This is a genomic window from Candidatus Nanopelagicales bacterium, from assembly GCA_018003655.1.
Taxonomy (GTDB): domain Bacteria; phylum Actinomycetota; class Actinomycetes; order S36-B12; family UBA10799; genus JAGNDY01.
The window spans coordinates 6,031-28,792 of the sequence record JAGNDY010000011.1 but is presented as its reverse complement, the minus strand read 5'-3'; the positions used below and the strand labels follow the sequence as shown (position 1 = coordinate 28,792).

The following is a 22,762-nucleotide window of genomic DNA, read 5'->3' as shown; positions in this document are numbered from 1 at the left end:
TACGACGGCGGTGTCACATCGACCGGGACCGGTCGCGCAACCAACCCGCGACCTCGGCCGCGTAATAGCTGAGCACCATGGTGGCTCCGGCCCGACGCAAGGAGATCAGCGACTCCATGACCGCAAGATCGCGATCGATCCATCCGTTGGCTGCGGCGGCTTCGATCATCGAGTACTCGCCGGAGACCTGATACGCAGCGACTGGCACATCGGAACGCGCTGCGATATCGGCCAGCACATCCAGGTAGGGCAATCCCGGCTTGACCATCACCATGTCGGCGCCTTCGGCGAGATCCAACTCGACTTCACGAGTAGCTTCGACGCGGTTTGCTGGGTCTTGCTGGTAGCCGTTGCGGTCGCCTGCCAGCGTCGACTCGACCGCGTCGCGGAACGGGCCATAGAACGCAGAGGCGTACTTTGCCGAGTACGCCATGATCGCCGTCGATTCGGCGAATCCGGCGTCATCGAGGGCGGCTCGGACCGCCCCGACCTGGCCGTCCATCATCCCGCTGGTGGCGACCACGTGAACGCCCGCCTTGGCGAGTTCGACGCCCATCAGTTGGTACTGCTTGAGGGTCGCATCGTTGTTCACGTGCCCATGCTCATCGACGAGGCCACAGTGACCGTGTGACGTGAACTCATCCAGACACAGGTCAGCCATGACCACGATGTCGGAACCGACCTCGGCAACAACCTCCCGAACGGCCGAGTTGAGTGGGCCATCCGGGTCGATCGCACCAGATCCCGACTCGTCTCGATGGGCAGGCACCGCGAACAGCATCAGCCCGCCGACGCCGAGTTGGACAGCGTCCCGGGCTGCAGCCACCAATGACTCGCGCGAGTGCTGCACCACACCGGGCATGGACGTGATTGGCCGCGGCTCGGGCAGATCCTCTCGCACGAACATCGGCAGAATCAGGTCCGCTGGAGCAAGCCGAGTCTGGGCGACTAGGCGCCGCAACGGCGCCGTTCGGCGTAGCCGTCGTGGTCGCGCGGCCGGGTACCCCATGGCGATCAGGTGGCCTTGCGCCGCGATCCGGCGCGACGCCTGGACGGCCGCCACGTCAGGTCACCATTCTCGATGGCCTTCTGTCGCAGCTCTTCGGCATGGGCGGCAAGGTTCGCGGCCAACACCATCACGTTCGGCGTATCGGCGAGCACATCTACCCGCAATCCGTGTTCGCCAGCGGCTTCGGCTGTCTGCGGGCCGATGCAGGCGACAACGGTGCAGGCGTGGGGCTTGCCCGCGATTCCCACGAGGTTGCGCACGGTGCTCGACGAGGTGAACATGACCGCATCGAAACCACCGGTCTTGATGGCCTCGCGCGTCTCGGCCGGCGGCGGTGCTGCGCGCACGGTCCGGTAGGCGGTGACGTCGTCAACCTCCCACCCCAACGACTGCAGGCCTGCGGCCAATGTTTCGGTGGCGATGTCCGCCCGCGGCAGGAAAACGCGATCGATCGGGTCGATCTCGGCGTCGTAGGGAGGCCATTGGGCAACCAGCCCCGCGCTGCTCTGATCGTCCGTTGGAACGAGGTCGGGCTTGACGCCAAACGCAATCAACGCCGCGGCGGTCTGCTCCCCGACTGCGGCAATCTTCAGTCCGGCCATCGCGCGAGCATCGAGCCCGTAGTCCTCGAACTTCTCCCGCACTGCCTTGACCGCGTTGGCACTGGTGAAGGCGATCCACTGGTAGCGGCCGGAGACCAGCCCTTGGATCGCACGCTCCATCTGCTGAGGTGTTCGGGGCGGCTCGACCGAGATGGTCGGAACCTCCACCGGCACAGCGCCGTACCGGCGCAACTGCTCGGACAGCGACGCCGCTTGCTCCTTGGTCCGAGGCACGAGCACGCGCCAGCCGAAGAGGGGCTTGGTCTCGAACCACGAGAGTTTGTCGCGCGAGTTGATGACCTCACCGATCACCACGGTTCCCGGACCAGCCTGCTTGGCCGCCTTGACAGCGGCGGGCAACTCTTCCAGGGTGCTGGCGATCGTCCGCTGCTCAACGGTGGTGGCTCCCCGGGTGATAGCGATCGGGGTGTCCGCCTTGCGACCGGCGGCCAGCAGGGCCTTGGAGATCTCGACTGCCTTGTCCGCGCCGTCGCGGACCACGACCGTCAGGCGGGGGCTGGCCAACTCGGCCCAGTCCTCGACACTGTCCGCGTCAACGATCCGCAGCTCCTTGGCCTTGCCGGCCAGCAACGGGAAACCACCGTAGGCGGCCACGCCCGTCGTGACGGAGACACCCGGAGCGATCTCGAACGGGATCTTGGATCGGTGAAGTGTGTTTGCCTCGGCCGCGATCGCACCGTCGAGGATCGGGTCGCCGGAGTACAGCCGCACGACGGTCTGGCCAGTGCGGGCGTGTTCCACCACCTTCTTGGCGCGAGCGGGTCGTTCGAGCGGAAGTCCGTCCTCGTTGACCACTGGCACCAGTTCTGCCTCCGGCGCGTACCGGGCAGCAATGCCGGTGACATCCGCGTCGGCAACGACGGCGTCCGCGTTGGCAAGCAACGCAATGGCGCGAACGGTGAGCAATTCGGGGTCGCCTGGGCCCGCGCAGACCAGCGAGACGCTGCCGAGCGGACGGGTTGACTTGCGTGGGCGTGCTGTTGTCACAGTGATGGTTCTCCCAAGAGGTGGGCCGCACCAGCGGCGAGCATTGCGACGGCCAATTGCCGTCCCAACTCGCCTGCATCGCTGGCAGGACCGGTAGCGGACATGCGGATCACACGCGTTCCGTCGGCCCCAGCGGTCAGGGCCTCCAAATGCACATGGTTGTCGGGCGCGCTGGACGACGTGATTGTCGCCAGCGCTCCGACGGGCGCTGAACAGCCCGCTTCGAGCCTGTTCAGCAGGGCACGTTCCGCCGTAACGGCAACGTGAGTCTGTGGATCGTTCAATTCGGCCAACGCGCGCGCCAACTCCGGATCGCGATTTGCCAGGTCGGCACGAGATTCCACCGCGAGCGCTCCCTGCCCCGGTGCCGGCAGGATGTGCTCCGGATCGATTGCCTCGGTGATGGCCGCGTCCCGGCCCAGCCGAGTCAAGCCAGCGACTGCCAGCACCACTGCGTCCACTTCACCATCGGTGACTTTGGCCAGCCGAGTGTCGACGTTGCCACGAATGTCGACGATCTCCAAATCCGGCCTCAGCGCGCGCAACTGCGCCGCCCGCCGGGGCGAACCGGTACCAACCCGGGCACCAGGGCCCAGTTCGGCGAGGGTCTGCCCATCGTCTGCACACAAAGCGTCGCGTGGATCCTCGCGTACCGGGATGGCGGCGATGGCCAGGCCGCGGTGTTCGGCAGTCGGAAGGTCCTTGAGTGAATGGACAGCGATCTCGGCATCGCCAGCCAGGACAGCGTCGCGAACAGCCCCTACGAAAACGCCCGTGCCTCCGATAGTGGACAACGCTTCGGTGCTGACATCGCCCGTTGTGACAACTGGTGAAAGCACGACGGAGCGACCGCAAAGCTCGGACAGTCTGGCCGCGACCTGACTGGCCTGCGCCATCGCCAGTGGGCTTCGGCGAGTGGCAATCCGCACGGTGTCGTCAGCGCTCACTTACTCCACCCGCCGTCGAGTTCAGGTACGTCGGTGGGATCCAGGAGTTCGGGGCTGGCTTCGGACAGGGACGAGACGGACTCCGGGTCCAGGTCAAACAACGCGTGCAGCGCCTCGGCGTATCGCTGACCGTCGGGATCGGCAGCGAACTGCTTCATCCGGACCGTCGGGGTATGCAGCAAGGTGGAGACCGTGCGGCGCAGGGTGCGCTCAACGGCTTCGATTGCGACATCGGACAATTCAGGGTGGCGCAGCCTGAGCCGCTGCAACTCAGCTTCCAGCACCATGTCTGCCTTGGCGCGCAACGAGACCACGATGGGCTCTACTCGGATCGCCGCCTGGGCTGCCAGGAAGTCCTGCACCTCAGCTTCAACCATGAGTTGGGAAGCTTCAAGTTCCGCCTGCGGAGCTTCTGCGCCTGGAGCCCCAGCAAGATCGGCCAAGTCGATGCGGGTGACGTTCGGCAGTTGGGCGATGGACTCGTCAGTGTCATGTGGCAGCGCTAGATCGACGACGACCAGTGGCCGATCGGGCCGCTGGGACATGGCGGCAGCAACGGTGTCGAAGTCGATCACCAAGCCGTTCGCCCCGGTGGCACTGACCACGACGTCAGCAGCAGCGATGCGCGCAGGCAAATCATCGATCCGAATCGCGGTCGCTCCCACCGAAGTCGCCGCCCGTTGCGAGGACTCAGCCGTCCTGCTCGTGATGTTCAGGTCGGTGACGCCGCGGTTGGCCAGAGTCTGCAATGCAAGCGAACTCATCGCTCCAGCACCGACGACAATCGCGGTCTGATCCGCAAGGTTGCCGAGGATGCCGGTGGCCTCGTCGAGTGCCACCGACACAACCGAAGCCCCGTGCCGGTCAATACCTGTCTCGCTGTGAACCCGCTTGCCGACCCGGAGGGCGGATTGGGCCAGGTCATTGAGTGCCCGGCCGGCATTGCCCGCATCTTGGGCATCGCGCAGGGCCCCGCGTACCTGGCCCAGGATCTGTTGTTCGCCGACGATCATGGAGTCCAACCCACTGGCCACCGAGAACATGTGGCTGACCGCGCGTTCTTCGAAGTGCACGTAGAGGTGCGGAGTCAGCGCATCGCGCGAGACCCCGGAATGCTTGGCCAGTCGCTCGGCCACATCGTTGACCGCACCGTGAAATCTGACCACGTCAGTGGTGACCTCGATGCGGTTGCAGGTACTGACCACCATCACCTCAGCGACATACGGCGAGGCAGCGATGTCGTTGCGAAGGGAGGCAATCGAGTCCGTTTGGGCCGCGATCTGGTCGAGCAACGCGACCGGGGCCGTTCGGTGGCTGACACCGACAAGGAGCAGGCTCATACTTCAGCGCCCAGGGCGGAGACCAGCTCGGAGTCCTGCGATCGGCGCTGTTCATGAAACGCCAGAATCTGCAGTTCCGTCGCCAGATCGACTTTGCGAACCTCGACGCCATCGGGAACGGTCAGAATCACGGGGGCGAAATTGAGGATGCTGGAGATGCCAGCCAACACCAGTCGGTCGCAGACATCTTGGGCGACTTCGGCCGGGGTTGCGATCACTCCGATCGCGGGTTGTCCGGCCTGGATGACCGCCTCGAGCTCGTCGAGGTGTTGAACAACGGCTGGAACGGAAGAGCCGGCCGCCAGGTCAACGACGTTCAGCGGACCAACCACCGCACCCACCCGTTGCGGGTCGGAATCCAGCAGCCCAACAATCCGGAATCCTCGAGAGGCAAAGCCGCCGTAATTCGCCAACGCGGAGCCCAGGTTGCCGACGCCAACAATCACGACTGGCCAGTCGTGTGTCAGTCCCAACTCACGCGCGATTTGGTAGACCAAGTAGGCGACGTCGTAGCCGACTCCACGTGTTCCGTAAGAACCAAGGTGGGACAAATCCTTGCGCAGTTTGGCGCTGTTGACCCCGGATGAGTGTGCCAATTCCTCACTGGAGACGGTCGTGACACCAAGTTCTTGCAGCGAGGTCAACACGCGGTGGTAGACGGGGAGCCTGGCAACGGTCGCTTCGGGGATACCCCGGCGAGCGGTCACTAGAACCTCCGGTTGCGCGAAGCGATGTGCGGACGGTCCGGCGGTGGCTCGTGCTCTGCACACGCCGGGACTGCAACAGGATACGACGCAAAGTGCACGAATGCACAAAGTTGCCGGACGAACATGTCCGATAATCGGACGCTAGCGGCTATCAGTCAGTTTCTTGCGCAGCCGGGCTGGATCCACTCGCCAAAAGTCGTGCTGCTTGCCGTCGACGAGGGTCACCGGGATCTGCTCCCAGTAACGGTCGGCGAGCTCGGGGTCGTCCAGGATTGATAGCTCCTGCCAGCCGATCCCCAGCTCGGCACAGACCTGCTCGATGACTGCGCGGGCGTCGGCACACAGATGACAATCGGGCTTGCCCACCAAGGTGACACGCGGTTCGGACTCATTCGCCATCGTCGACGGTGCCGGTCAGCCGGATTCTTCTGCCGCAGCCGATTCGGTGTCCTCGGCTTGCGCTTCTGCCTCAGCGATCAGATCAGCGGCACTGGTCTCGTGGCCCGGCTGAGCTCTGAGCCACCCCTTCATCACCTTGCCGGTAACCGAACGTGGCAACTCGTCAACGAGCTCAACGATGGTGGGCGTCTTGAACCGTGCGAGCCGGGTCTGGGCGAATTCGACGATGTCTTCCGGGGTCACGGTGATTCCCGGTTTGGCGACCACCAGGGCCTTGACCGCCTCGCCGGTATAGGGATGCGCGACGCCAAGCACGGCGACTTCGCGCACGCCGGGAGCCATCGCGATGACCCCTTCGACCTCTGCCGGGTAGACGTTGAACCCGCTCACCAGGATCAGGTCAGTACGGCGATCGACCAATCGGAGGTCGCCGTCAAAATCGGCGATGGCCACATCCCCGGTGGCGAACCAACCTTCAGCGTCCGGGCCGTCAGAGCTATCCGGCCAGTACCCGGAGAACAGGTTGGCTCCCTGGATGACGATTTCGCCCGGGTCGCCCTCAGCGACCGCCTGGCCGGAATCGTCCATCAGTCGCAAGTAGATGCCCGGCAGTGAGTGGCCAACCGAGCCGGGTTTGGACTTGCCACCGACAACGGTGGAGCAGATCACCGGGGAGGCTTCGGTCATGCCATAGCCCTCCCAGATGGTCAGCCCTGCCGTACTGAACTGCTGGAATACGGCCGGCGGAAGCGGTGCCGCGCCCGACGCCATCATCCGGACGCCACCCAACTGCTGCCCGATGTCCGGCACCGCCGACCACGCGACGTACATGGGCGGGGCTCCGGCGATGTTGGTGACCTTGTTCGCGCGGATCAGATCGAGCGTTGCGTATGGCTCAAACCGGTCGGCGATGATCGCCGTCGCGCCGGTCTTTGCCACCATCCCCAGCGCGGCGTTGAGGGCGTAGATATGGAACATCGGCAGCACGATCAAGACGACGTCAGCTGGCAGCATCGGAGGCGGGTCGGTCACGGCACTGAGTTGGTCGAGGTTGGCCAACAACGCTCGATGGGTCAGCATCGCGCCCTTGGCTTTGCCAGAGGTTCCGGCGGTGTAGATGAGTACGGCCAGGCTCTCCGGGTCGGTCTGTTCAGACGGCGGAGGGGTGGATCCCACCGTCAATCGGCGCCACTCGTCGCTGCCAACTTCCACCACCGGCACTTCTTTGCCAGCCGCTGCTCGCACGGCCTGGGCGGTGCCACGGTCCGCGACCACCAGCTTCGCTCCCGACGACCGCAGGACTGCGTCGATCTCTGCCGGGGTATATGAGGTGTTCATCGGTACAGCGACCAGACCAGCGCGAAGGATCCCGAAATAGCTGGTAACGAACTCCAGACTGTTCCCAATCACGATCGCGACTCGGTCACCACGGTCCAGGCGTCGAGCAGTCAGCCCACCGGACACCGCATGGACCAGGCGATCCAGTTCTGCCCAACTCGTCGTTCGGCCGGCGGACACGACGGCAGACACGTCTGGCCGCGTTGCGGCGGCGTCCTGAACAAGGTCAGCGAGGTTGGCTCCCACGACCGCGAGTCTCCCACAGGTCATCGTGGCTAAGGTGACCGTGTGAGCAACCTCGGGTCCGGCGGTCCGCTCGATGGCGCGCCCATTGCGTCTTCACTCGGCGGCTTCGGGGTGGAGTTCGGACGGTTCGGCCCGGTTGACGTCGATCCAGAGGCTGGCGCGTTCTTCGACATCGACAACACCATCGTGCGGGGAGCAAGCATCTTCGCGCTGGCACGGGGACTCCTGCGCCGCAAGATCCTCACGCCGGCAGACATGCTTGGGTTCGGCTGGAAGCAGGCCAAGTTCGTGCTGGCGGGAACCGAAGACCTTGACGATATGGCCAAAATCCAGACGTCGGCCCTCGAAATCATCAAAGACCAACCCGTGGACGAGATGCGGGGCATCGCTGACGAGGTCTTTGAGAAGTACATGGTCGACAAACTGTGGCCCGGAACCTTGGCAATCGCACAATCACACCTCGATGTCGGTCAGCGAGTCTGGCTCGTGTCCGCCACTCCCATTGAGGTTGCCGAGGTCATCGCCGATCGCCTCGGCTTGTCCGGTGCGATTGGCACTCGATCGCAGATCGTTGATGGTCGATACACCGGCAAGCTCATCGGAGTGCCGATGCATGGCGAGGCCAAGGCCGAGGCCGTGCGCGAGTTGGCCGAGGAACTTCAGCTAGACCTGAGCAAGTGCTCGGCGTATTCGGACTCGGCCAACGACATCCCCATGCTGTCGCTGGTAGGTAACCCGGTTGCCATTAATCCCGACCACGAATTGCGCGGGCGGGCGCGCACCCAGGGCTGGCAGATTCGCGACTATCGCTCCCGACGCTTCGCCTTGAAGATAGGCGTCCCGGCAGCGGCCCTCCTTGGTTTCGGATCGGGTTTGGCCCTCGGGGCGGTTCTGGGATCCAGGACTCCGGCCGCAGGCTGAGGGGCCCAGCGGCGGCATTCGCACTCGTTCCGTTCCTGCCAACAGCCCTTCCGGAGAGGCGGTCATGAGTCCAGACCACAGCGTTCCCCACCCGTTGCCCGTCAACGAGCGCACCAAGGTGCGGCGGCTGCCGGAAAACTCGACGCCGGATCGCGACGCGATGAACGCGATCCTGGATGAGGCATTGGTCGCCCACGTTGGCTTTGTCGACGAGCACGGCCTGCCCGTGGTGATTCCCTGCGCCTACGCGCGCCGTGGCGACGAACTACTCCTGCACGGCTCCCAGGCCAGTCGCATGTTCCGGACGATTCGAGCCGGTGCGCCGATCTGCATCACCGTGACGCTGCTGGACGGACTGGTCTACGCGCGGTCGCTGTTTGAGTCCTCGATGAACTACCGCAGCGTGACGATCTTCGGTGCGGGCGAACTGGTGGACGCCGACGAGCAATTCGATGCGCTGCTCACATTCAGCGAGCATGTGATGCCGGGTCGTCAACACGACGTCCGACCCACGTTGGCCAAGGAACTCAAAGCGACCATGGTCATCCGGGTTCCGCTCGAGGAGGCATCGGTGAAGATTGGCGCCGCCGACGGAGAAGAGCCGACCGAGGATCGGACACTGCCCCATTGGGCCGGCGTGCTGCCGCTGCGACTGGTCGCCGGCCAACCGGTCGACTCCCCCGACTTGACCGAGGGCATTCCGGTGCCGGACTACGTGCTGGACCATCCGTTGCGGCGCGGGTTGTAGCGCGTTCGAGTCTGCCTGCCGCAGAGCTGCACCGAGAGTAACCCTGCTTAGAGGAATACCGAGCGCCGCTGAACCAGCAGGCGATACAGGGTCTGCTGGATGGTCTCGCGGACTTGGTCCGTCAGGTTGAAGACCAGCATCGGATCGTCGGCAGCAGTTTCCGGGAAGTCGTCGGTGTAGATCGGCTCACCAAACTCGATGATCCACTTGCTGGGCAACGGGATCATCCCGAGGGGGCCAAGCAGCGGGAACGTTGGCGTGATGGGGAAGTAAGGCATCCCAAGGATCCGCGCCAGGGTCTTGGCATTGCCGATGATCGGGTAGATCTCCTCGGCACCAACGATGGCACAGGGAATGATCGGGGTCTTGGTCTTCAGCGCCGCCGAGACGAAGCCGCCACGGCCGAACCGTTGCAGCTTGTAGCGCTCGCTGAACGGCTTGCCGATGCCTTTGAATCCCTCGGGCCAGACGCCGACGAGCTCGCCGTTGTTCAGCAGTCGCTCTGCGTCGGGCGCACACGCCAAGGTGCTGCCGCTCTTACGCGCGTATTCGCCCACGACGGGGGTCTGGAAGACCAGGTTTGCCCCGAGCATTCGCAGTTGCCTGCGCGACGGGTGATGATCCAGCAGCGCGACCGACGTCATCAGCGCGTCGAGGGCGACAGTGCCAGAGTGGTTGGCGACAACCAGCGCGCCGCCGGTATCCGGGACGTTCTCGAGCCCGCGGGTCTCGACCCGGAACCAACGCGAGTACAGCGGCCGCAGCGGCGCAGTCAGCACCCGATCGGTCAGTTCGCGGTCGTAGCCGAACTCGTCGACCTCGTAATCGCCGGTGATCCTGCGCCGGGCGAATGCGAGCAGGTTGGCGACTTTGCGGTCCCAGGGCACCGGATCTGGTTCGGCGCCGGGCAAAGGTGCGTGTTCGCGCTCCGGCTCGGCTTCCTCGTGGTGCGCCGCAGCGGCGGAACCGCCAGCACCACCGGCACTGCGGCCGCGACTCGAAGCTGCGGGCTTCTTGGTCGTCCGCTTGGCCGCTGGCTTCTTACGTGCTCGCGCCTTCTCGTCGCGGTTCTTGATGGGAATAACACGTGCGTCAGCCATCGCCAACGCCCCTTCCGGTCAGTAGCGAAACGAGCTGGTCTTCGACTGCCTCAACGCGTTCTGGTGGTAGCAGTCGATTGAGCTTGTGGGCGCGCACGAACGAGTCGAAGGTCTCTGGGGTGGTGTGCTGCGGGGTGAATCCGAAGATCGTGCGCATTCGAGTTGTGTCGACACCTCGGCCGTAGGTCAAAAAGCGAACCTGTTCCGGTGAGAAATCCGCGAGTCCCAGCCTGCGCACTGCCGCGCCCACCGCGCCAGAGAAGGCCGCCGGCACCCGCATGATGGGTCGACCGGCCCGCCGAGCTGCCTGGCTGAGCATCAGGATGTGATCGCCGGCCACGTTGAAGGTGCCGGGACGGTCATCCATCGTGGCTTGCCGGAGCGCTTCCAAACCGTCGTCCTCGTGGATGAACTGAAGCCTGGCGTCGTGCCCGAGCGGAATCGGGATGACGGGTAGTTCGAAATACGAGGACATCGGCGTATCGACTCGCGGGCCGAGGAAGTTGGCGAATCGCAAGGTGGTGACGTCGACGTCGGGGCGGCGCCTGGCGAAGCCACGAACGTATCCCTCGACCTCCACCGAATCCTTGGACCAGCCAGAACCGGGGGTGTGCTTGGGTTCCATGTCCTCGGTGAACATCGCCGGATCCTTGGGCCCGGCACCGTAGATCGAGGTCGATGATTTGACGACCAACTTGCGCACGCTCGGAGCCTTTTGACACGCAGCCAGCAGCTGCATGGTGCCGATGACGTTGATCTCCTTCATGGACATCCGACCGCCAGCCTGCACCGGCGTGGCGATGACGCCCATATGCACGACGGTGTCCACCTCGGCGGTATTGATCACCTTGGAGATAATCGGGTTGCGGATATCCGCACGGACGAATTCCGCGCCTCCGATGTCGAGCCGCGGCGGAACCACGTCGACGCCGACAACCCGCTCAATCTCTGGATCCTCAGTCAGGATTCTGGCCATGCGGCCACCGAGGTAGCGCGAAACGCCAGTGACGAGTACGACTCTGGGCACCACAACCTCCAGCTGTGTGAAAAGTCCGCGGAATGTCTACTTCTTGTTGCGGCGCTGAACCCTGGTCTTGCGAAGGAGTTTGCGGTGCTTCTTCTTCGCCATGCGCTTGCGGCGCTTCTTGACCACAGATCCCACGGATGTGCCTCTTTCATGTTGCTGACTGACGCCAGAATTGGGTAGACGGGTCGATGACCCACAGGCGCAACCCTACGCGCTGCGGGTTGATCAGAACATGTATGGGTCGGCTACCAAGCCCATCTCTGGATAGACCGCATCCTCAGTCTTGAGGACCGCGCGGTCAAGGGGGTCCAACATGTCGTAGCCAGCCGACCAGGGATGCGGGTTGATGAGTGCGCCATCGCCCATCGTGGCCGGCGCCTCGACACCGAAGGCGGTCTGCAGCAACGAGCGGTAGGCCATCGGGGTTTCGGTGGACACGTCGATGGCTTTCCCGGCGGCGATCGCGGCCAGATGTGTCCAGGCTCGCGGGACCGCGTCCAGCCAGTCGTAACCTCCGCCGCCGAGCGCAACCCAACGACCGCCACAGAGCTCGTGGGCCAATTCGTGCAGCCGCAGATACGAGGCGCGCTGGCCGTCGACGGTCAGGTTGAGGTTCGCCAGCGGATCGTTACGGTGCGAGTCGCAGCCCTGCTGCGTCACCAGTATCTGGGGCTGAAAAGCCCGCAGCACCTTTGGGACGATGGCATCGAAGGCGCGCAGCCACCCGTTGTCGTCCACGCCCGACGGCAGGGCGATGTTGACGGCCGATCCGCGCGCATCCGGGCCACCCACTTCGTCCGGGCGGCCAGTACCGGGGAACAGGTAGCGACCGGACTCATGGATGGAGACCGTCAGCACGCGAGGATCGTTGTAGAACGCCTCCTGCACACCATCGCCGTGGTGCACGTCGACGTCGACGTAGGCAATGCGCTCAAAGCTGTTGCGCAACAACCATTCGATTCCCACCGCCGGGTCGTTGTAGATGCAGAAGCCACTGGCCGATCCCGGCATCGCGTGGTGCAGCCCACCACTGATGTTGACTGCGTGCAACGCGGCACCGCTTTGGACTGCCCTGACAGCAGAGATCGTCGCGCCACAAACGCGGGCCGCAGCCTGGTGCATGCCAGCAAAGATCGGTACGTCATCACTGCCAAGACCGCGGGCAAGATCTCGGTACCCCGTCCCGTCCGAGGCCCGTCTGACCGAATCGATGTACGGAACCTCGTGAACCCATGCGAGTTGGTCGTCAGTAGCCGGCTCAACGTGTTCGGTCAGTGTCACGTTGGGCCGCGCGAGGACACCCAAGTAATCAGTCAGCTTGTACGCCAGCACGTTGCGGATCGGCGAGAGCGGGTGGCCGGGACCAAAGTCGTAGAAACGCAACTCCTCGTCCCAGATGTAGACCATGTCTCCACTCATGGACCCCACCTCACGCGAGTCAACAGCACCTCACATCACGATCCAGACGCGAGTTCGCTGGAGCGGTCTCTGGCCGCCTCCATCGCCCGCAGGAATGCGGCTCGCACTTTGTGGTCGTCCAGCTCGCGCAGGGCGGCCGCCGTCGTGCCCGCCGGTGACGTGACGTTCTCTCGCAACACGGTTGGGTGTTCGCCGGTTTCGCGCAACATCTTTGCCGATCCATAAAGGGTCTGGACGGCAAGCTCGGTGGCGGTAGCGCGCGGGATTCCCAACAGCACGCCAGCCTCGACCATTGCCTCAACGATGTAGAAGATGTACGCGGGTCCAGATCCGGAAATGGCGGTGACCGCGTCCTGTTGGCTCTCCGGAACGCGGACCACCCGCCCGACAGCGCTGAGGATTTCTTCCGCCCTAGCCAGGTGTTCCTCGTCGCAATGGCGGCCTGGCGAGATGGCCGACATTCCCTCATCGACCAGCGCAGGCGTGTTCGGCATAACGCGAACGACTGCCGAACCCTCGGGTAGCTGCGATTCAAGGAAGGCCGTCGTGATGCCAGCCGCGACCGAAATAACCAGACAGTCGCCAGCGATGTGCGGGGAGATCTCGGCCAAGAGCGCGGACATGTCCTGCGGCTTGACCACGAGCAGGAGGGTTGAGGCGGCCTCGGCCGCCGCAACGTTCGATGACACAGTCACGCCGTAGGTGGCGCGCAGAACCTCGGCGCGATCGGGGCGCTTCTCGGTGATCACCAGGTCGTCTTGCGACCAACGACCACGCAGCAGACCGGTGAGCAGCGCCTCACCCATGACGCCTGCGCCAAAAATTGCGGTCTTTGTCATTGTTGTCGACCCTTTCAGGACCGTGAGGTCATCGCGCGGAGGGCCAGGCCCAGGTTTGCGGGCTTCTCAGCCATCCGTCGGATTAGGTACGGGTACCACTGGTCGCCAAACGGGACATAGACGCGAACCTTCTCGCCCATGGCCGCCAGTCGTCGTTGCTCCTCAGAGCGAACACCGAACAGCATCTGAAATTCGTAGGTGGCGCGCGCCCGCCCGGTTCGAACCGCGACCGCACCGGCAATGTCGATTAGGCGTGGGTCGTGAGTGGCAATCATCGGGTAGCCCTGCCCGGCCATCAGAATCTTCAGGCACCGCACGTAGGACAAGTCCACATCCTGCGGCGACTGGTAAGCGACCGAGGGCGGCTCGGAGTAGGCGCCTTTGCACAACCTGATTCGCGATCCCGCGTAGCTCAGATCACGACAATCCTGTTCGGTGCGCTTGAGGGCAGCCTGCAACACCCCGCCAGTCGTCGGAAAGTCCTTGCGCAACTCCCGCAGCGTCTCCAACGTCAGGTCGGTGGTCTGGTGATCTTCCATGTCCAGGGTCACGGTTGTGCCCACAGTCTGCGCGGCCTGACAGATCAGCCGGGCATTCTCCAAGGAGATCTGCGCGCTGTCGCTGGGTAGTGCTTGGCCCATCGCGGAGAGCTTGAGCGAGACCTCTGCCCGGTCCGTCAGGTCAGCCTCGGCCAGCGCCGCCAACAGTCGGCGGTAGGCCTGCATGGTGGCGTTGGCTTCGTCAACGGAAGTGACGTCCTCGCCGAGGTAGTCGATGGTGCAATGCAGGCCCATTCCGGCCAGATCTGAAGCTGCCCTGACTGCGTCCTCGGTGTGCTCACCTGCCACGAAGCGAGCGACCACTGCGCGGGTCGGTGGGGCGGCGGTCGCGAGGTTCTTGATGGTGCTGCTGCGAGAGGCCGCCAGCAACGTCTGTCGAACGACCACGTGCCCACCTCCACGATCGTCTGTACTGACCTGTCCTGCTTGCCGATCTGCCGTGTCTGTCTGCCGTGCGTGCGTACCTGGTGTGCGTGCATCAACGCCACCTCGCCCGAGGTTATCGGGCAGGCGGTCAGATACGCGCCTGTTGGGGACACTATTGCAGCGGAAAGAGCCGCGACCGCCAGCGGTCGCTTCGCCTGGACGCTACGTCCCCGGCCAGTCGGTGACAGCGTCGAACGGATCTGGTTCGCGCTTTGGCCGAGGCTTGCGTGACGTGGGAACCGGTTCGGACTTGTACTTGGGTAACGGTTTGGTCGGGGTGAGCCAATCCTGAATCGTCGGCGAGACGAGTCGGATGACGTCTTCTTCCGACATTGAGGCCAAGGGGTCAAGGCGCAGCACGTATCGATTGATCGCGACACCCATGAGGTAGCTGGTGATGAGGTTGGCCCGCAGCCTGGCGTCGGGGACACCGATGATGACCGCGAGCCGATCGACGATGTCTTGCTCTACGAGCGACTTCATCCCGGCGACCGCCTTGCCGGTGGAGTTGCCAGCCCGAGCCAGGGCGATCAGGTCGTCCCGGGTCTCCGGGTCGCCGAGAGTCTCAAGGGTGACGCGAGTCAGGCGTTCGCCCATACCCTCCAGGCCGGGCGCGACGAGCTGCGGAATGGCTTTAGCTGGATCGAACGGGAGCCGTAGCGCAGCGGCAAACAGCTTGTCTTTCGACTGGTAGTACTTCGACACCACCTCCGGTGCGACACCGGCCGCGGCAGCGACCGCCTTGACCGAGGTCCTGGCATAACCACGAGCGTGGAACGCAGCGCGGGCCGCATCGAGTACTGCATCGCGAACGTCATCAGTTGCCACGCTAGGTAGCTTGCCAGAGACACCGCGTTTGTGCTTGGTCGCTGGTCCCCATCGGGGGCCACGATTGCGTCAGAGATCAGGAGCGAACGAGGTGCAGTTTCGCGTACGCGAGTGCCTCGGCAAGATCGGCTTCCCGCTCGGCGCGGTTGGCTGCCTTACGGGTCGATACCTCAATGACCACCGTGCCATCGAAGTTGCGCCGTGCGAGGTACTCAAGCACCTCACCGCAGGCCTGGTTGCCACGACCTGGGATCAGGTGCTCATCCTTGGCACTGCCGGAGCCGTCCGCAAGGTGTAGGTGCGCCAACGAATCGCCAAAGTCCCGAGCCATCTGCAGGCCATCGGTTCCACTGACTGCCGTGTGAGACAGGTCGAGCGTGGTGTGGGGATAGTCCTCGTCGCGAACGTCCCATCCCGGCGAGTAGGCAGCCATCTCTCGCGATGCCGCCCGCCAGGGATACATGTTCTCGACGGCAAATCGGATGTCGGTGTCTTGCGCCATCCGCTTGAGACCCCGAACAAAGTCGCGGGCGTAGTCGCGCTGCCACCGGAAGGGTGGATGAACGACCACCGTCGATGCCTCGAACAGTTCGGCGGCCTGCCGGGCCCGCACCAGCTTGCCCCACGGATCGGAACCCCAGACCCGCTGAGTAACGAGCAGGCAGGGAGCGTGCACCGCCAGAATCGGGACGCCGTAGGTGTCGCTGAGCCGACGCAGTTCGGTCGGATCCTGGCTTACCGCGTCGGACATGACCATGACCTCGACGCCGTCGTAGCCGAGGCGGGAGGCGATCTCGAAGGCGGCCGCTGGTGATTCCGGGTACACCGAGACAGTCGATAGAGCGATCTTGGCCGGTGCCGAGGTGACACCGCGAACCTCGATCGAGTCCCCCACGTCCCCAATGCTCACGGGACCAGCCTAAACCGACGCACCCAACGGCTCGCGGTCGTCGTCGTGTTCGTCCACCCGTACTTCAATGAAGCGGCGCAGGAAGACCAACAGTCCTGCCCCGGCCGCGCCGAACGCAACCGCCGTGATGCCCTGATTGTCGAACGTCAGCGCCAGCGCGAAGAACTGCGACAGCGGCGGGATGGCCAGCACCAACAGGAACCCGGCACCCATCACCACCACTATTGCGATTCTGATTGGATTCAGCGGTCGGGCGACCAAGACCAGCACCACCCAAGCGATCGCAAAAAGCGTGATCGCCGCTGAGGTCCGAGCAACCTCCAGCGGCTCACCTTCCGCGAGTACGAGCAGGTACGAGCCGTAGGAGAACACCGCACAGATGATGCCGGCTGGAATCGTGAAGCGCAGGACTCGTCGGAAGAAGCCGGGCTCAAAGCGTTGGGTATTCGGCATCAACGCCAAGAAGAATGCCGGCGTGCCAATGGTCAGCCACGTAATCAGCGTCAAGTGGCGCGGCAAGAAGATGAACTCCACTTGGTAAATGTTGGTGAGGGTCAGAACGACAGTGATCAGCGACATCAGTGCCGAGTAGAACGACTTGGTGAGGAACAGATCGCTCACCCGCTCGATGTTGCCGAGCACACGGCGACCTTCCGCCACGACGTAGGGCAGGACCGAGAACTTGCTATCCAGCAGGACGATTTGCGCCACCGCACGGGTGGCACCAGCACCGGAACCCATGGCGATGCCCAGGTCCGCATCCTTGAGGGCGAGTACGTCATTGACGCCATCACCGGTCATCGCGACGGTGTGGCCGCGACTCTGCAGCGCACCCACCATCGCGCGCTTCTGCGCGGGGGTCACCCGACCAAAGACCCCGTGCGTCTCCAGCACCTCCGCAAGTTCTTCGGTCTCTTCGGGCAACTCGCGCGCATCGAACGGATCGTCGGCCAGCGGGATGCCGGCTTGGGCCGCGATCGCGCCGACAGTGACCGGGTTGTCGCCACTGATCACCTTGACCGTGACTCCCTGCTCCAGGAAGTACTCAACGGTCTGGGCCGCATCGGAACGCAGCCGCTGGTCAATCGCCACCAGCGCGACCGGCTCCAGCGAACCTGGTCCGGCTTCTGCGCTCGGGCCTTGCCCGTCGGTTGCGGTGGAACGTGCCAGCAGGAGCACCCGCGCGCCACCGCTGGCCAACTGATCTGCCCGGGTCTGTGCGTCGTGGGCACTTCCCTTGCCGCCCTGCTGTTCTGCGAGCGCGGTCATCAACACCTCGGGCGCACCGAGTAACCAGGTGCCTTGCCCGTCGAAGCTCGCCCCGGACCATTTGCGCGCCGAGGAAAAGGGGATCACCGACGTCGTTGTCCAGTTGGGTTCGGCGTATTCGGCGGCAACTGCGGCCAGGGTCGGGTTCGGGCTCTCCTCTGAGTGTCCGAGGGCACCGAGCACCTCCTTAACGCTCGCCTCCCCAAGCTCGGAGTCGAGCAGGACAAAATCGTTGACCGCCATGCCCGGTTCGGTCAGGGTGCCGGTCTTGTCAACACAGACCACATCGACGCGGGCAAGTACCTCGACTGCCGGCATCTCTTGCACCAGCGTGCGGCGCTGACCGAGTCGAACCACCGCCACCGCCATCGCGACGCTGGTGAGCAGCACCAAACCCTCCGGCACCATCGTGACAACGCCAGCCACCGTTCCCGATAGGGCCTGTTGCCAATTGGGGGCCGATTCCAACTGGGAGATGAACAGCAGCGTCCCCAGCGGGATGAGGACCCATGTGATGGTGCGAACGAATCTCATGATCGAGCCCATGAGCTCTGATTGCGTACTGGAGAACGTTCGAGCCTCGGACGTCAACTGGGTGGCATAGGAGTTGGCGCCGACTCTGGTGGCACGCATGAGGCCACTGCCGGAAACCACGAATGAGCCACTCATGACCTCGTCACCGACGAGCTTGTGAACTGGGTCGGCCTCACCGGTCAGCAGGGACTCGTCGGCTTCAAGTCCAGTCGCCGTCAGCATCTCGCCGTCGACCACGATCTGATCGCCGGTGGTCAGCACGACGACGTCACCGCGGACCAAATCGTCTGGCGACAACTCAACGTCCTCACCATCGCGGCGAACGACCGGTTTGACCTCGCCGATCAGCGACAGCTTCTCCAGCGTCCGCTTGGCGCGGTATTCCTGCACGATTCCGATCGCGGAGTTGAACACGATCACGAACCCGAAAAGCGAATCCTGAATCGGCGCTCGGGCGATGAACATCAGCGCCCACAGCGAGCCGATCACGATGTTGAAACTGGTAATCGTATTCTCGCGGATGATGCTGCCGAGGCTGCGGCTGTTGGCCTGCTTGACGTGGTTGGTCTCGCCGGCCGCAACGCGTTGCGCGACTTCCGCCGCTGTCAGGCCGACGGCGGGATCTGCCACGGTCACGGCATCGTCGGGGCTCAAATCTCCGGCCCGTCGGAAACGCCCAGACCATCGAGGCGGCGCAGGATCACGCCTTCCCGCAGAGCCCACGGGCAGATGCGCAACTCATCGATGTCGAAGATGTCCATTGAGGCCTCCGCGACCAGTGCACCGGCGACGAGTTGGTTGGCTCGCCCAGCAGACACGCCAGGGAGTTGCGCTCGCTCACTTGCCGTCATGGCAGCAATCTTGGGAATCCATAGCTTAAGGTCATCGCGTCGTAGCAGCCGCTCGACGTAGGGCCCCTCGTCGGAGGCCGGTGCGCCGGTGATGCGCGCGAGCTGGCGGAAGGTCTTGCTCGTCGCAACCGTCAATTGCGGATGCCCATAGCGGCTGAGCTCACCGGCGACCTGCCCGATCTCAACGCGAACGTAGCGACGCAACGACTTGAACTCATCCTTCTTCGGCGGATCGTGGTCGAAGTGATCGCGAGTCAGGCGACCCGCGCCGAGGGGAACCGAGATGGCGGTGTCGGGGTCTTCGTCGGCACCAATCGCCAACTCCAAGGAGCCGCCACCGATGTCGAGTACGCGCAGTCGGCCACTGCTCCAGCCGAACCAGCGGCGGGCGGCCAGGAACGTCAATCGGGCCTCGTCAACCCCGCTCAGTACGCGCAGCTGGATGCCAGTCCGGTTGGCAACTTCATTGAGGACCTCTTGCCCGTTGGCGGCCTCGCGGATTGCCGAGGTGGCGAAGGCCATGACCTCAGTGACTCCGACCTCCTCGGCGACCTCCAGTGAACTCCGGACGAAGTCACAGAGCAGATCGACTGCCGCCGGCTTGATCGAACCGTCGTCTCGGAGGTACTCGGAGAGCTTCAATTCGGTCTTGTGCGAGTGCGCGGGAACCGGCGCACCGCCACGGTGGGCATCCACCACCAACAGATGCACCGTGTTGGAACCAACGTCGAGTACTCCTAGTCGCACAGCCCTGACGGTATCCCCCTACCCTTGGCCAATGCCCGAAGTTGCGCTCGACTTTCCCCGCGCATTCGTCGAATTCACCGATCCTGCGCAGGACGACCAGGTCTTTCGGTGCGATCTGACGTGGTTAACGTCACGCTGGCTATGCATCTACGGGCGGGGTTGCGGCGGCATCATGGCCGATCGGCCCGACGACGGCTGCTGCACCTTGGGTGCCCACTTCTCCGACAAGGCTGACCGCGAGCGCGTCAAGAAGTTCGCCAAACGACTGCCGACAGCTGGCTGGCAGTTCGCCGAGGTGGGCCGGCGCGAAGGAGTCGTCATGCGCGACGGCGACGGCGACCGGCAGACGCGAACCGTCGATGGCGCCTGCGTCTTCCTGAACCGGCCCGGGTTTCCCGGCGGCGCCGGCTGCGCTCTGCACAACTACGCCGTGGACAACGGGCTGATGCCGCTGGAAACCAAACCGGATGTGTGTTGGCAGTTGCCGATTCGGCGCTCATTTGAGGACCGCGAACTTCCCGACGGTACCAAGCAGTCGATCGTCGTGGTCAGCGAATTCGACCGCCGCGGCTGGGGCCCGGGCGGCCACGATCTCAACTGGTACTGCTCGGGCAACACCGAGGCCCACGTCGGGCCCGACCCGGTCTACCTCAGCGAACGCGACACCCTGGTCGCTCTCATGGGTCCACTGGCCTACGACGTTCTGGTCGGGCACTGCGAAGCTCACCTGCTCGCCGTGGAACAAGCCACACCGACCGATCGGCGGCTACTGGCGGTCCACCCCGCCGATCCCGCCTGAACCGAATCGTCGGTGGCCCGAGGTAGCGTCTACGGGACGGGCGATCAAGTCAGTAATCGGCGGACAGAACGGGGAGTTCATGGCAAAGAGCACCACCGCGTTCGAGTGCAACTCGTGTGGTGCGACCTCGATCAAATGGACCGGACGCTGTTCACGATGCGGCGAGTTCGACACGGTCGTCGAGGTAGCAACGGCGGCACCTGCCGCTGGCCTACGCGCGTCCTCGCAAGGCAAGTCCCCGCTCAACCCGGCCAGGCCAGTTGCGCAGGTCATGAGTTCCGGTCCCGTCCGCCGGACCGCGTCGGGAATCGGCGAGTTTGACCGCGTGCTCGGGGGTGGCTTCGTTGCCGGCCAAGTCGTGCTCTGCAGCGGACCACCTGGATCCGGCAAGAGCACCTTGGTGTTGGCGGTCGCCGACGCGCTAGCCAAACGAACCGCCAAACGGGTGCTCTACGTGTCCGGCGAGGAATCGGTTGAGCAGATCGCTATCCGCGCCAAACGAATCGGGGCTGATAGCGAGCACTTGCTGCTGGCCGATGACACGGATCTGTCGATGGTGATCGGCCACATCGATGACCACGCTAGTGAGCTGGCGCTGGTCATCATCGACTCGGTGCAGACGGTTGCCTCCGCTGAGGTCGACGGTCGAGCTGGCGGGGTCACCCAAGTCATGGAAGTGGCCACGGTACTGACCCGGATCGCCAAGTCACGCAACATCCCCATGATTCTGATCGGGCAGGTCACCAAGGATTCCAACGTCGCCGGACCGCGAGCACTCGAACACATCGTGGACGCAACTTTGAGTCTGGATGGCGACAAGCACACCTCGCTGCGACTGCTGCGATCGGTGAAGAACCGCTTCGGCTCACTTGAGGTTGCGGCATTCGAACAGACCGACACTGGCATGCGCGAAGTGGTTGACCCCAGCGTGTTGTTCCGGGGCCAGCGCGAAGAACCAGTTCCGGGTACCTGCGTGACGGTGACACTGGAGGGGCATCGGGCCCTGATCGCCGAGGTTCAATCACTCGTCGCGCCGAACCCCGCGCCGAACCCACGCAGGGGGGTGTCCGGCCTGGATTCAGCGCGCGTCGCGATGCTCATCGCGGTGACCGAGCGGGCTGCCCAACTGAGGCTGTCGGACAAGGACGTCTTCCTGGCCACCGTCGGTGGCATGCGAATCTCCGACCCCGGGACCGACATGGCGATCTGTCTGGCAATCGTCTCGGCGGGCAAGTCCGGGGTGGTGCCGATGGATATGGCAGCCATCGGCGAGGTGACTCTGTCCGGTGATATCCGCCAGGTTCCGAACATGACCGAGCGGGTCAGCGAGGCGATTCGGCTCGGCTACCGGCGGCTGCTGGTACCGGTCGGGACCAAGGAGCGGGTCAACGGCCGGGCCGCGGGTGGGCAACTGATTGAGGTGCCGACTGTAAATCGAGCGTTCCAGGCCCTTGGGACCGCCGGGACCGCGTGACCAAAACGGGTCACCACTACTAGCCAAACCAATACCCCTGGGGGTATATTGCTGACAGCGCCTTGGTGGCGCCCACCAACCCTAGATCCGGAGGATTACCAGATGTGCCATCCAGCGAACTGCCGGCAGTGCGGCAAGACCACCTACGCAGGCTGTGGACAGCACGTCAGCGAGGTCATGCGCGGTGTTCCTTCCCGTGAACGCTGCAAGTGCGACAACGGCAAGCCAGCAAAGCGCACCCTCTTCGGTTGGGGCTCGCGCAAGCGCGTTAGCTAGAACCAGCCAGCACCGCGCCCGGACAGTAGTTGCGCATTCACGACGATAGGTAGGAGCAAGCAGTGGCATATGGCATGAGCACCACGGTTGACCGTCCGTTCGACTCCGTCGTGACCGAGGTGCGATCAGCACTGGCACAACAAGGATTCGGTGTCATCACCGAGATCGACATGCAGGCAACCCTGCTCAACAAGCTCGGCGAGGAGATCGGTTCGCATGTGATCCTCGGTGCCTGCAGTCCGAGCCATGCGTTCCGCGCGCTGCAAGCCGAGCCGGGCATCGGTCTGCTCCTGCCCTGCAACGTCGTCGTGCGTGCCGACGAGTCGGGCACGGTCGTAGAGGTAATCAACCCCGAAATGCTGGTTGATCTGACGGCAAACGCCGAGATGACCACTGTTGCCGACGAGGTGACAGCGAGCCTGAAGGCCGTTCTCGACA

General features: G+C 64.2%; 22 protein-coding genes. 5 read left to right on the top strand and 17 right to left on the bottom strand.

Annotated features, from left to right (window positions below):
• Positions 1-13: 13 nt before the first annotated feature.
• From hemB to KAZ48_03500, 7 genes are all read right to left on the bottom strand, one after another.
• The gene (hemB, locus tag KAZ48_03530) at positions 14-1,009 is read right to left on the bottom strand and encodes a porphobilinogen synthase (GenBank protein MBP7971847.1); all 996 of its coding nucleotides are present in this window, start codon (positions 1,007-1,009) and stop codon (positions 14-16) included.
• 5 nt (positions 1,010-1,014) lie between these two features.
• Positions 1,015-2,625, bottom strand: coding sequence for a bifunctional uroporphyrinogen-III C-methyltransferase/uroporphyrinogen-III synthase (locus tag KAZ48_03525; protein ID MBP7971846.1), 1,611 nt, complete (start codon positions 2,623-2,625; stop codon positions 1,015-1,017).
• Positions 2,616-3,515 (bottom strand): hydroxymethylbilane synthase, encoded by a 900-nt coding sequence (gene hemC, locus KAZ48_03520; GenBank protein ID MBP7971845.1) that lies wholly within the window; start codon positions 3,513-3,515, stop codon positions 2,616-2,618. Before hemC ends, KAZ48_03525 begins: the two co-directional genes overlap by 10 nt.
• A 47-nt stretch (positions 3,516-3,562) precedes the next feature.
• A complete protein-coding gene (locus tag KAZ48_03515) occupies positions 3,563-4,906 on the bottom strand; it encodes a glutamyl-tRNA reductase (protein MBP7971844.1) in 1,344 nt (447 codons plus the stop codon).
• A complete protein-coding gene (locus KAZ48_03510; GenBank protein MBP7971843.1) occupies positions 4,903-5,613 on the bottom strand; it encodes a redox-sensing transcriptional repressor Rex in 711 nt (236 codons plus the stop codon). The genes KAZ48_03515 and KAZ48_03510 overlap by 4 nt, the downstream gene beginning before the upstream one ends.
• Positions 5,614-5,754: 141 nt before the next feature.
• On the bottom strand, positions 5,755-6,012 hold the full coding sequence (locus tag KAZ48_03505) for a glutaredoxin family protein (protein ID MBP7971842.1): 258 nt from the start codon (positions 6,010-6,012) through the stop codon (positions 5,755-5,757).
• A gap of 15 nt (positions 6,013-6,027) precedes the next feature.
• Positions 6,028-7,620, bottom strand: coding sequence for an AMP-binding protein (locus tag KAZ48_03500; GenBank protein ID MBP7971841.1), 1,593 nt, complete (start codon positions 7,618-7,620; stop codon positions 6,028-6,030).
• 18 nt (positions 7,621-7,638) lie between these two features.
• On the opposite strand from KAZ48_03500, the gene KAZ48_03495 reads away from it, so the two are divergent.
• Both KAZ48_03495 and KAZ48_03490 read left to right on the top strand, forming a co-directional pair.
• The gene (locus KAZ48_03495) at positions 7,639-8,517 is read left to right on the top strand and encodes an HAD-IB family hydrolase (protein MBP7971840.1); all 879 of its coding nucleotides are present in this window, start codon (positions 7,639-7,641) and stop codon (positions 8,515-8,517) included.
• Between the two features lie 64 nt (positions 8,518-8,581).
• Positions 8,582-9,265, top strand: a complete 684-nt coding sequence (locus KAZ48_03490) for a pyridoxamine 5'-phosphate oxidase family protein (protein MBP7971839.1) — start codon at positions 8,582-8,584, stop codon at positions 9,263-9,265.
• 47 nt (positions 9,266-9,312) lie between these two features.
• On the opposite strand, the gene KAZ48_03485 is transcribed toward KAZ48_03490, so the two are convergent.
• The 10 genes from KAZ48_03485 to KAZ48_03440 form a co-directional block, all read right to left on the bottom strand.
• Complete coding sequence (locus KAZ48_03485; GenBank protein ID MBP7971838.1) at positions 9,313-10,365, bottom strand: acyltransferase family protein; 1,053 nt, start codon at positions 10,363-10,365, stop codon at positions 9,313-9,315.
• Positions 10,358-11,392 carry an SDR family oxidoreductase gene (locus KAZ48_03480; GenBank protein ID MBP7971837.1) on the bottom strand — a complete coding sequence of 345 codons (1,035 nt, stop codon included), beginning with the start codon at positions 11,390-11,392 and terminating at the stop codon, positions 10,358-10,360. The genes KAZ48_03485 and KAZ48_03480 overlap by 8 nt, the downstream gene beginning before the upstream one ends.
• A gap of 36 nt (positions 11,393-11,428) precedes the next feature.
• Positions 11,429-11,527, bottom strand: a complete 99-nt coding sequence (locus KAZ48_03475; protein ID MBP7971836.1) for an AURKAIP1/COX24 domain-containing protein — start codon at positions 11,525-11,527, stop codon at positions 11,429-11,431.
• Positions 11,528-11,617: 90 nt separating this feature from the next.
• Complete coding sequence (locus tag KAZ48_03470) at positions 11,618-12,811, bottom strand: acetoin utilization protein AcuC (GenBank protein MBP7971835.1); 1,194 nt, start codon at positions 12,809-12,811, stop codon at positions 11,618-11,620.
• A 35-nt stretch (positions 12,812-12,846) separates the two neighbouring features.
• Positions 12,847-13,650, bottom strand: a complete 804-nt coding sequence (gene proC, locus KAZ48_03465) for a pyrroline-5-carboxylate reductase (GenBank protein MBP7971834.1) — start codon at positions 13,648-13,650, stop codon at positions 12,847-12,849.
• Between the two features lie 14 nt (positions 13,651-13,664).
• On the bottom strand, positions 13,665-14,597 hold the full coding sequence (locus KAZ48_03460; protein ID MBP7971833.1) for a proline dehydrogenase family protein: 933 nt from the start codon (positions 14,595-14,597) through the stop codon (positions 13,665-13,667).
• Positions 14,598-14,798: 201 nt separating this feature from the next.
• Complete coding sequence (locus KAZ48_03455) at positions 14,799-15,464, bottom strand: TetR family transcriptional regulator (protein ID MBP7971832.1); 666 nt, start codon at positions 15,462-15,464, stop codon at positions 14,799-14,801.
• Positions 15,465-15,540: 76 nt separating this feature from the next.
• Complete coding sequence (locus tag KAZ48_03450) at positions 15,541-16,347, bottom strand: sugar phosphate isomerase/epimerase (protein ID MBP7971831.1); 807 nt, start codon at positions 16,345-16,347, stop codon at positions 15,541-15,543.
• Between the two features lie 36 nt (positions 16,348-16,383).
• Positions 16,384-18,807 (bottom strand): HAD-IC family P-type ATPase, encoded by a 2,424-nt coding sequence (locus KAZ48_03445; GenBank protein MBP7971830.1) that lies wholly within the window; start codon positions 18,805-18,807, stop codon positions 16,384-16,386.
• Positions 18,808-18,827: 20 nt separating this feature from the next.
• Entirely contained in the window at positions 18,828-19,775 is a 948-nt protein-coding gene (locus KAZ48_03440) for a Ppx/GppA family phosphatase (protein ID MBP7971829.1), read from the bottom strand.
• A gap of 31 nt (positions 19,776-19,806) precedes the next feature.
• Between KAZ48_03440 and KAZ48_03435 the strand changes: the two genes are divergently transcribed.
• The 3 genes from KAZ48_03435 to KAZ48_03425 form a co-directional block, all read left to right on the top strand.
• A complete protein-coding gene (locus KAZ48_03435) occupies positions 19,807-20,574 on the top strand; it encodes a hypothetical protein (protein ID MBP7971828.1) in 768 nt (255 codons plus the stop codon).
• A gap of 79 nt (positions 20,575-20,653) precedes the next feature.
• Positions 20,654-22,048, top strand: a complete 1,395-nt coding sequence (radA, locus tag KAZ48_03430) for a DNA repair protein RadA (protein MBP7971827.1) — start codon at positions 20,654-20,656, stop codon at positions 22,046-22,048.
• A 350-nt stretch (positions 22,049-22,398) separates the two neighbouring features.
• Positions 22,399-22,762 (top strand): DUF302 domain-containing protein (locus KAZ48_03425; protein MBP7971826.1); only part of this gene is annotated, 364 nt, incomplete at its 3' end.

Bases quoted from the DNA above. Each gene is read 5' to 3' on its own strand.
- hemB (MBP7971847.1), bottom strand. From the start codon at position 1,009: ATGGGGTACCCGGCCGCGCGACCACGACGGCTACGCCGAACGGCGCCG.
- KAZ48_03515 (MBP7971844.1), bottom strand. From the start codon at position 4,906: ATGAGCCTGCTCCTTGTCGGTGTCAGCCACCGAACGGCCCCGGTCGCG.
- KAZ48_03435 (MBP7971828.1), top strand. From the start codon at position 19,807: ATGCCCGAAGTTGCGCTCGACTTTCCCCGCGCATTCGTCGAATTCACC.
- KAZ48_03470 (MBP7971835.1), bottom strand. From the start codon at position 12,811: ATGAGTGGAGACATGGTCTACATCTGGGACGAGGAGTTGCGTTTCTAC.
- proC (MBP7971834.1), bottom strand. From the start codon at position 13,650: ATGACAAAGACCGCAATTTTTGGCGCAGGCGTCATGGGTGAGGCGCTG.
- KAZ48_03485 (MBP7971838.1), bottom strand. From the start codon at position 10,365: ATGGCTGACGCACGTGTTATTCCCATCAAGAACCGCGACGAGAAGGCG.
- KAZ48_03505 (MBP7971842.1), bottom strand. From the start codon at position 6,012: ATGGCGAATGAGTCCGAACCGCGTGTCACCTTGGTGGGCAAGCCCGAT.
- KAZ48_03490 (MBP7971839.1), top strand. From the start codon at position 8,582: ATGAGTCCAGACCACAGCGTTCCCCACCCGTTGCCCGTCAACGAGCGC.
- KAZ48_03500 (MBP7971841.1), bottom strand. From the start codon at position 7,620: ATGACCTGTGGGAGACTCGCGGTCGTGGGAGCCAACCTCGCTGACCTT.
- hemC (MBP7971845.1), bottom strand. From the start codon at position 3,515: ATGGCGCAGGCCAGTCAGGTCGCGGCCAGACTGTCCGAGCTTTGCGGT.
- radA (MBP7971827.1), top strand. From the start codon at position 20,654: ATGGCAAAGAGCACCACCGCGTTCGAGTGCAACTCGTGTGGTGCGACC.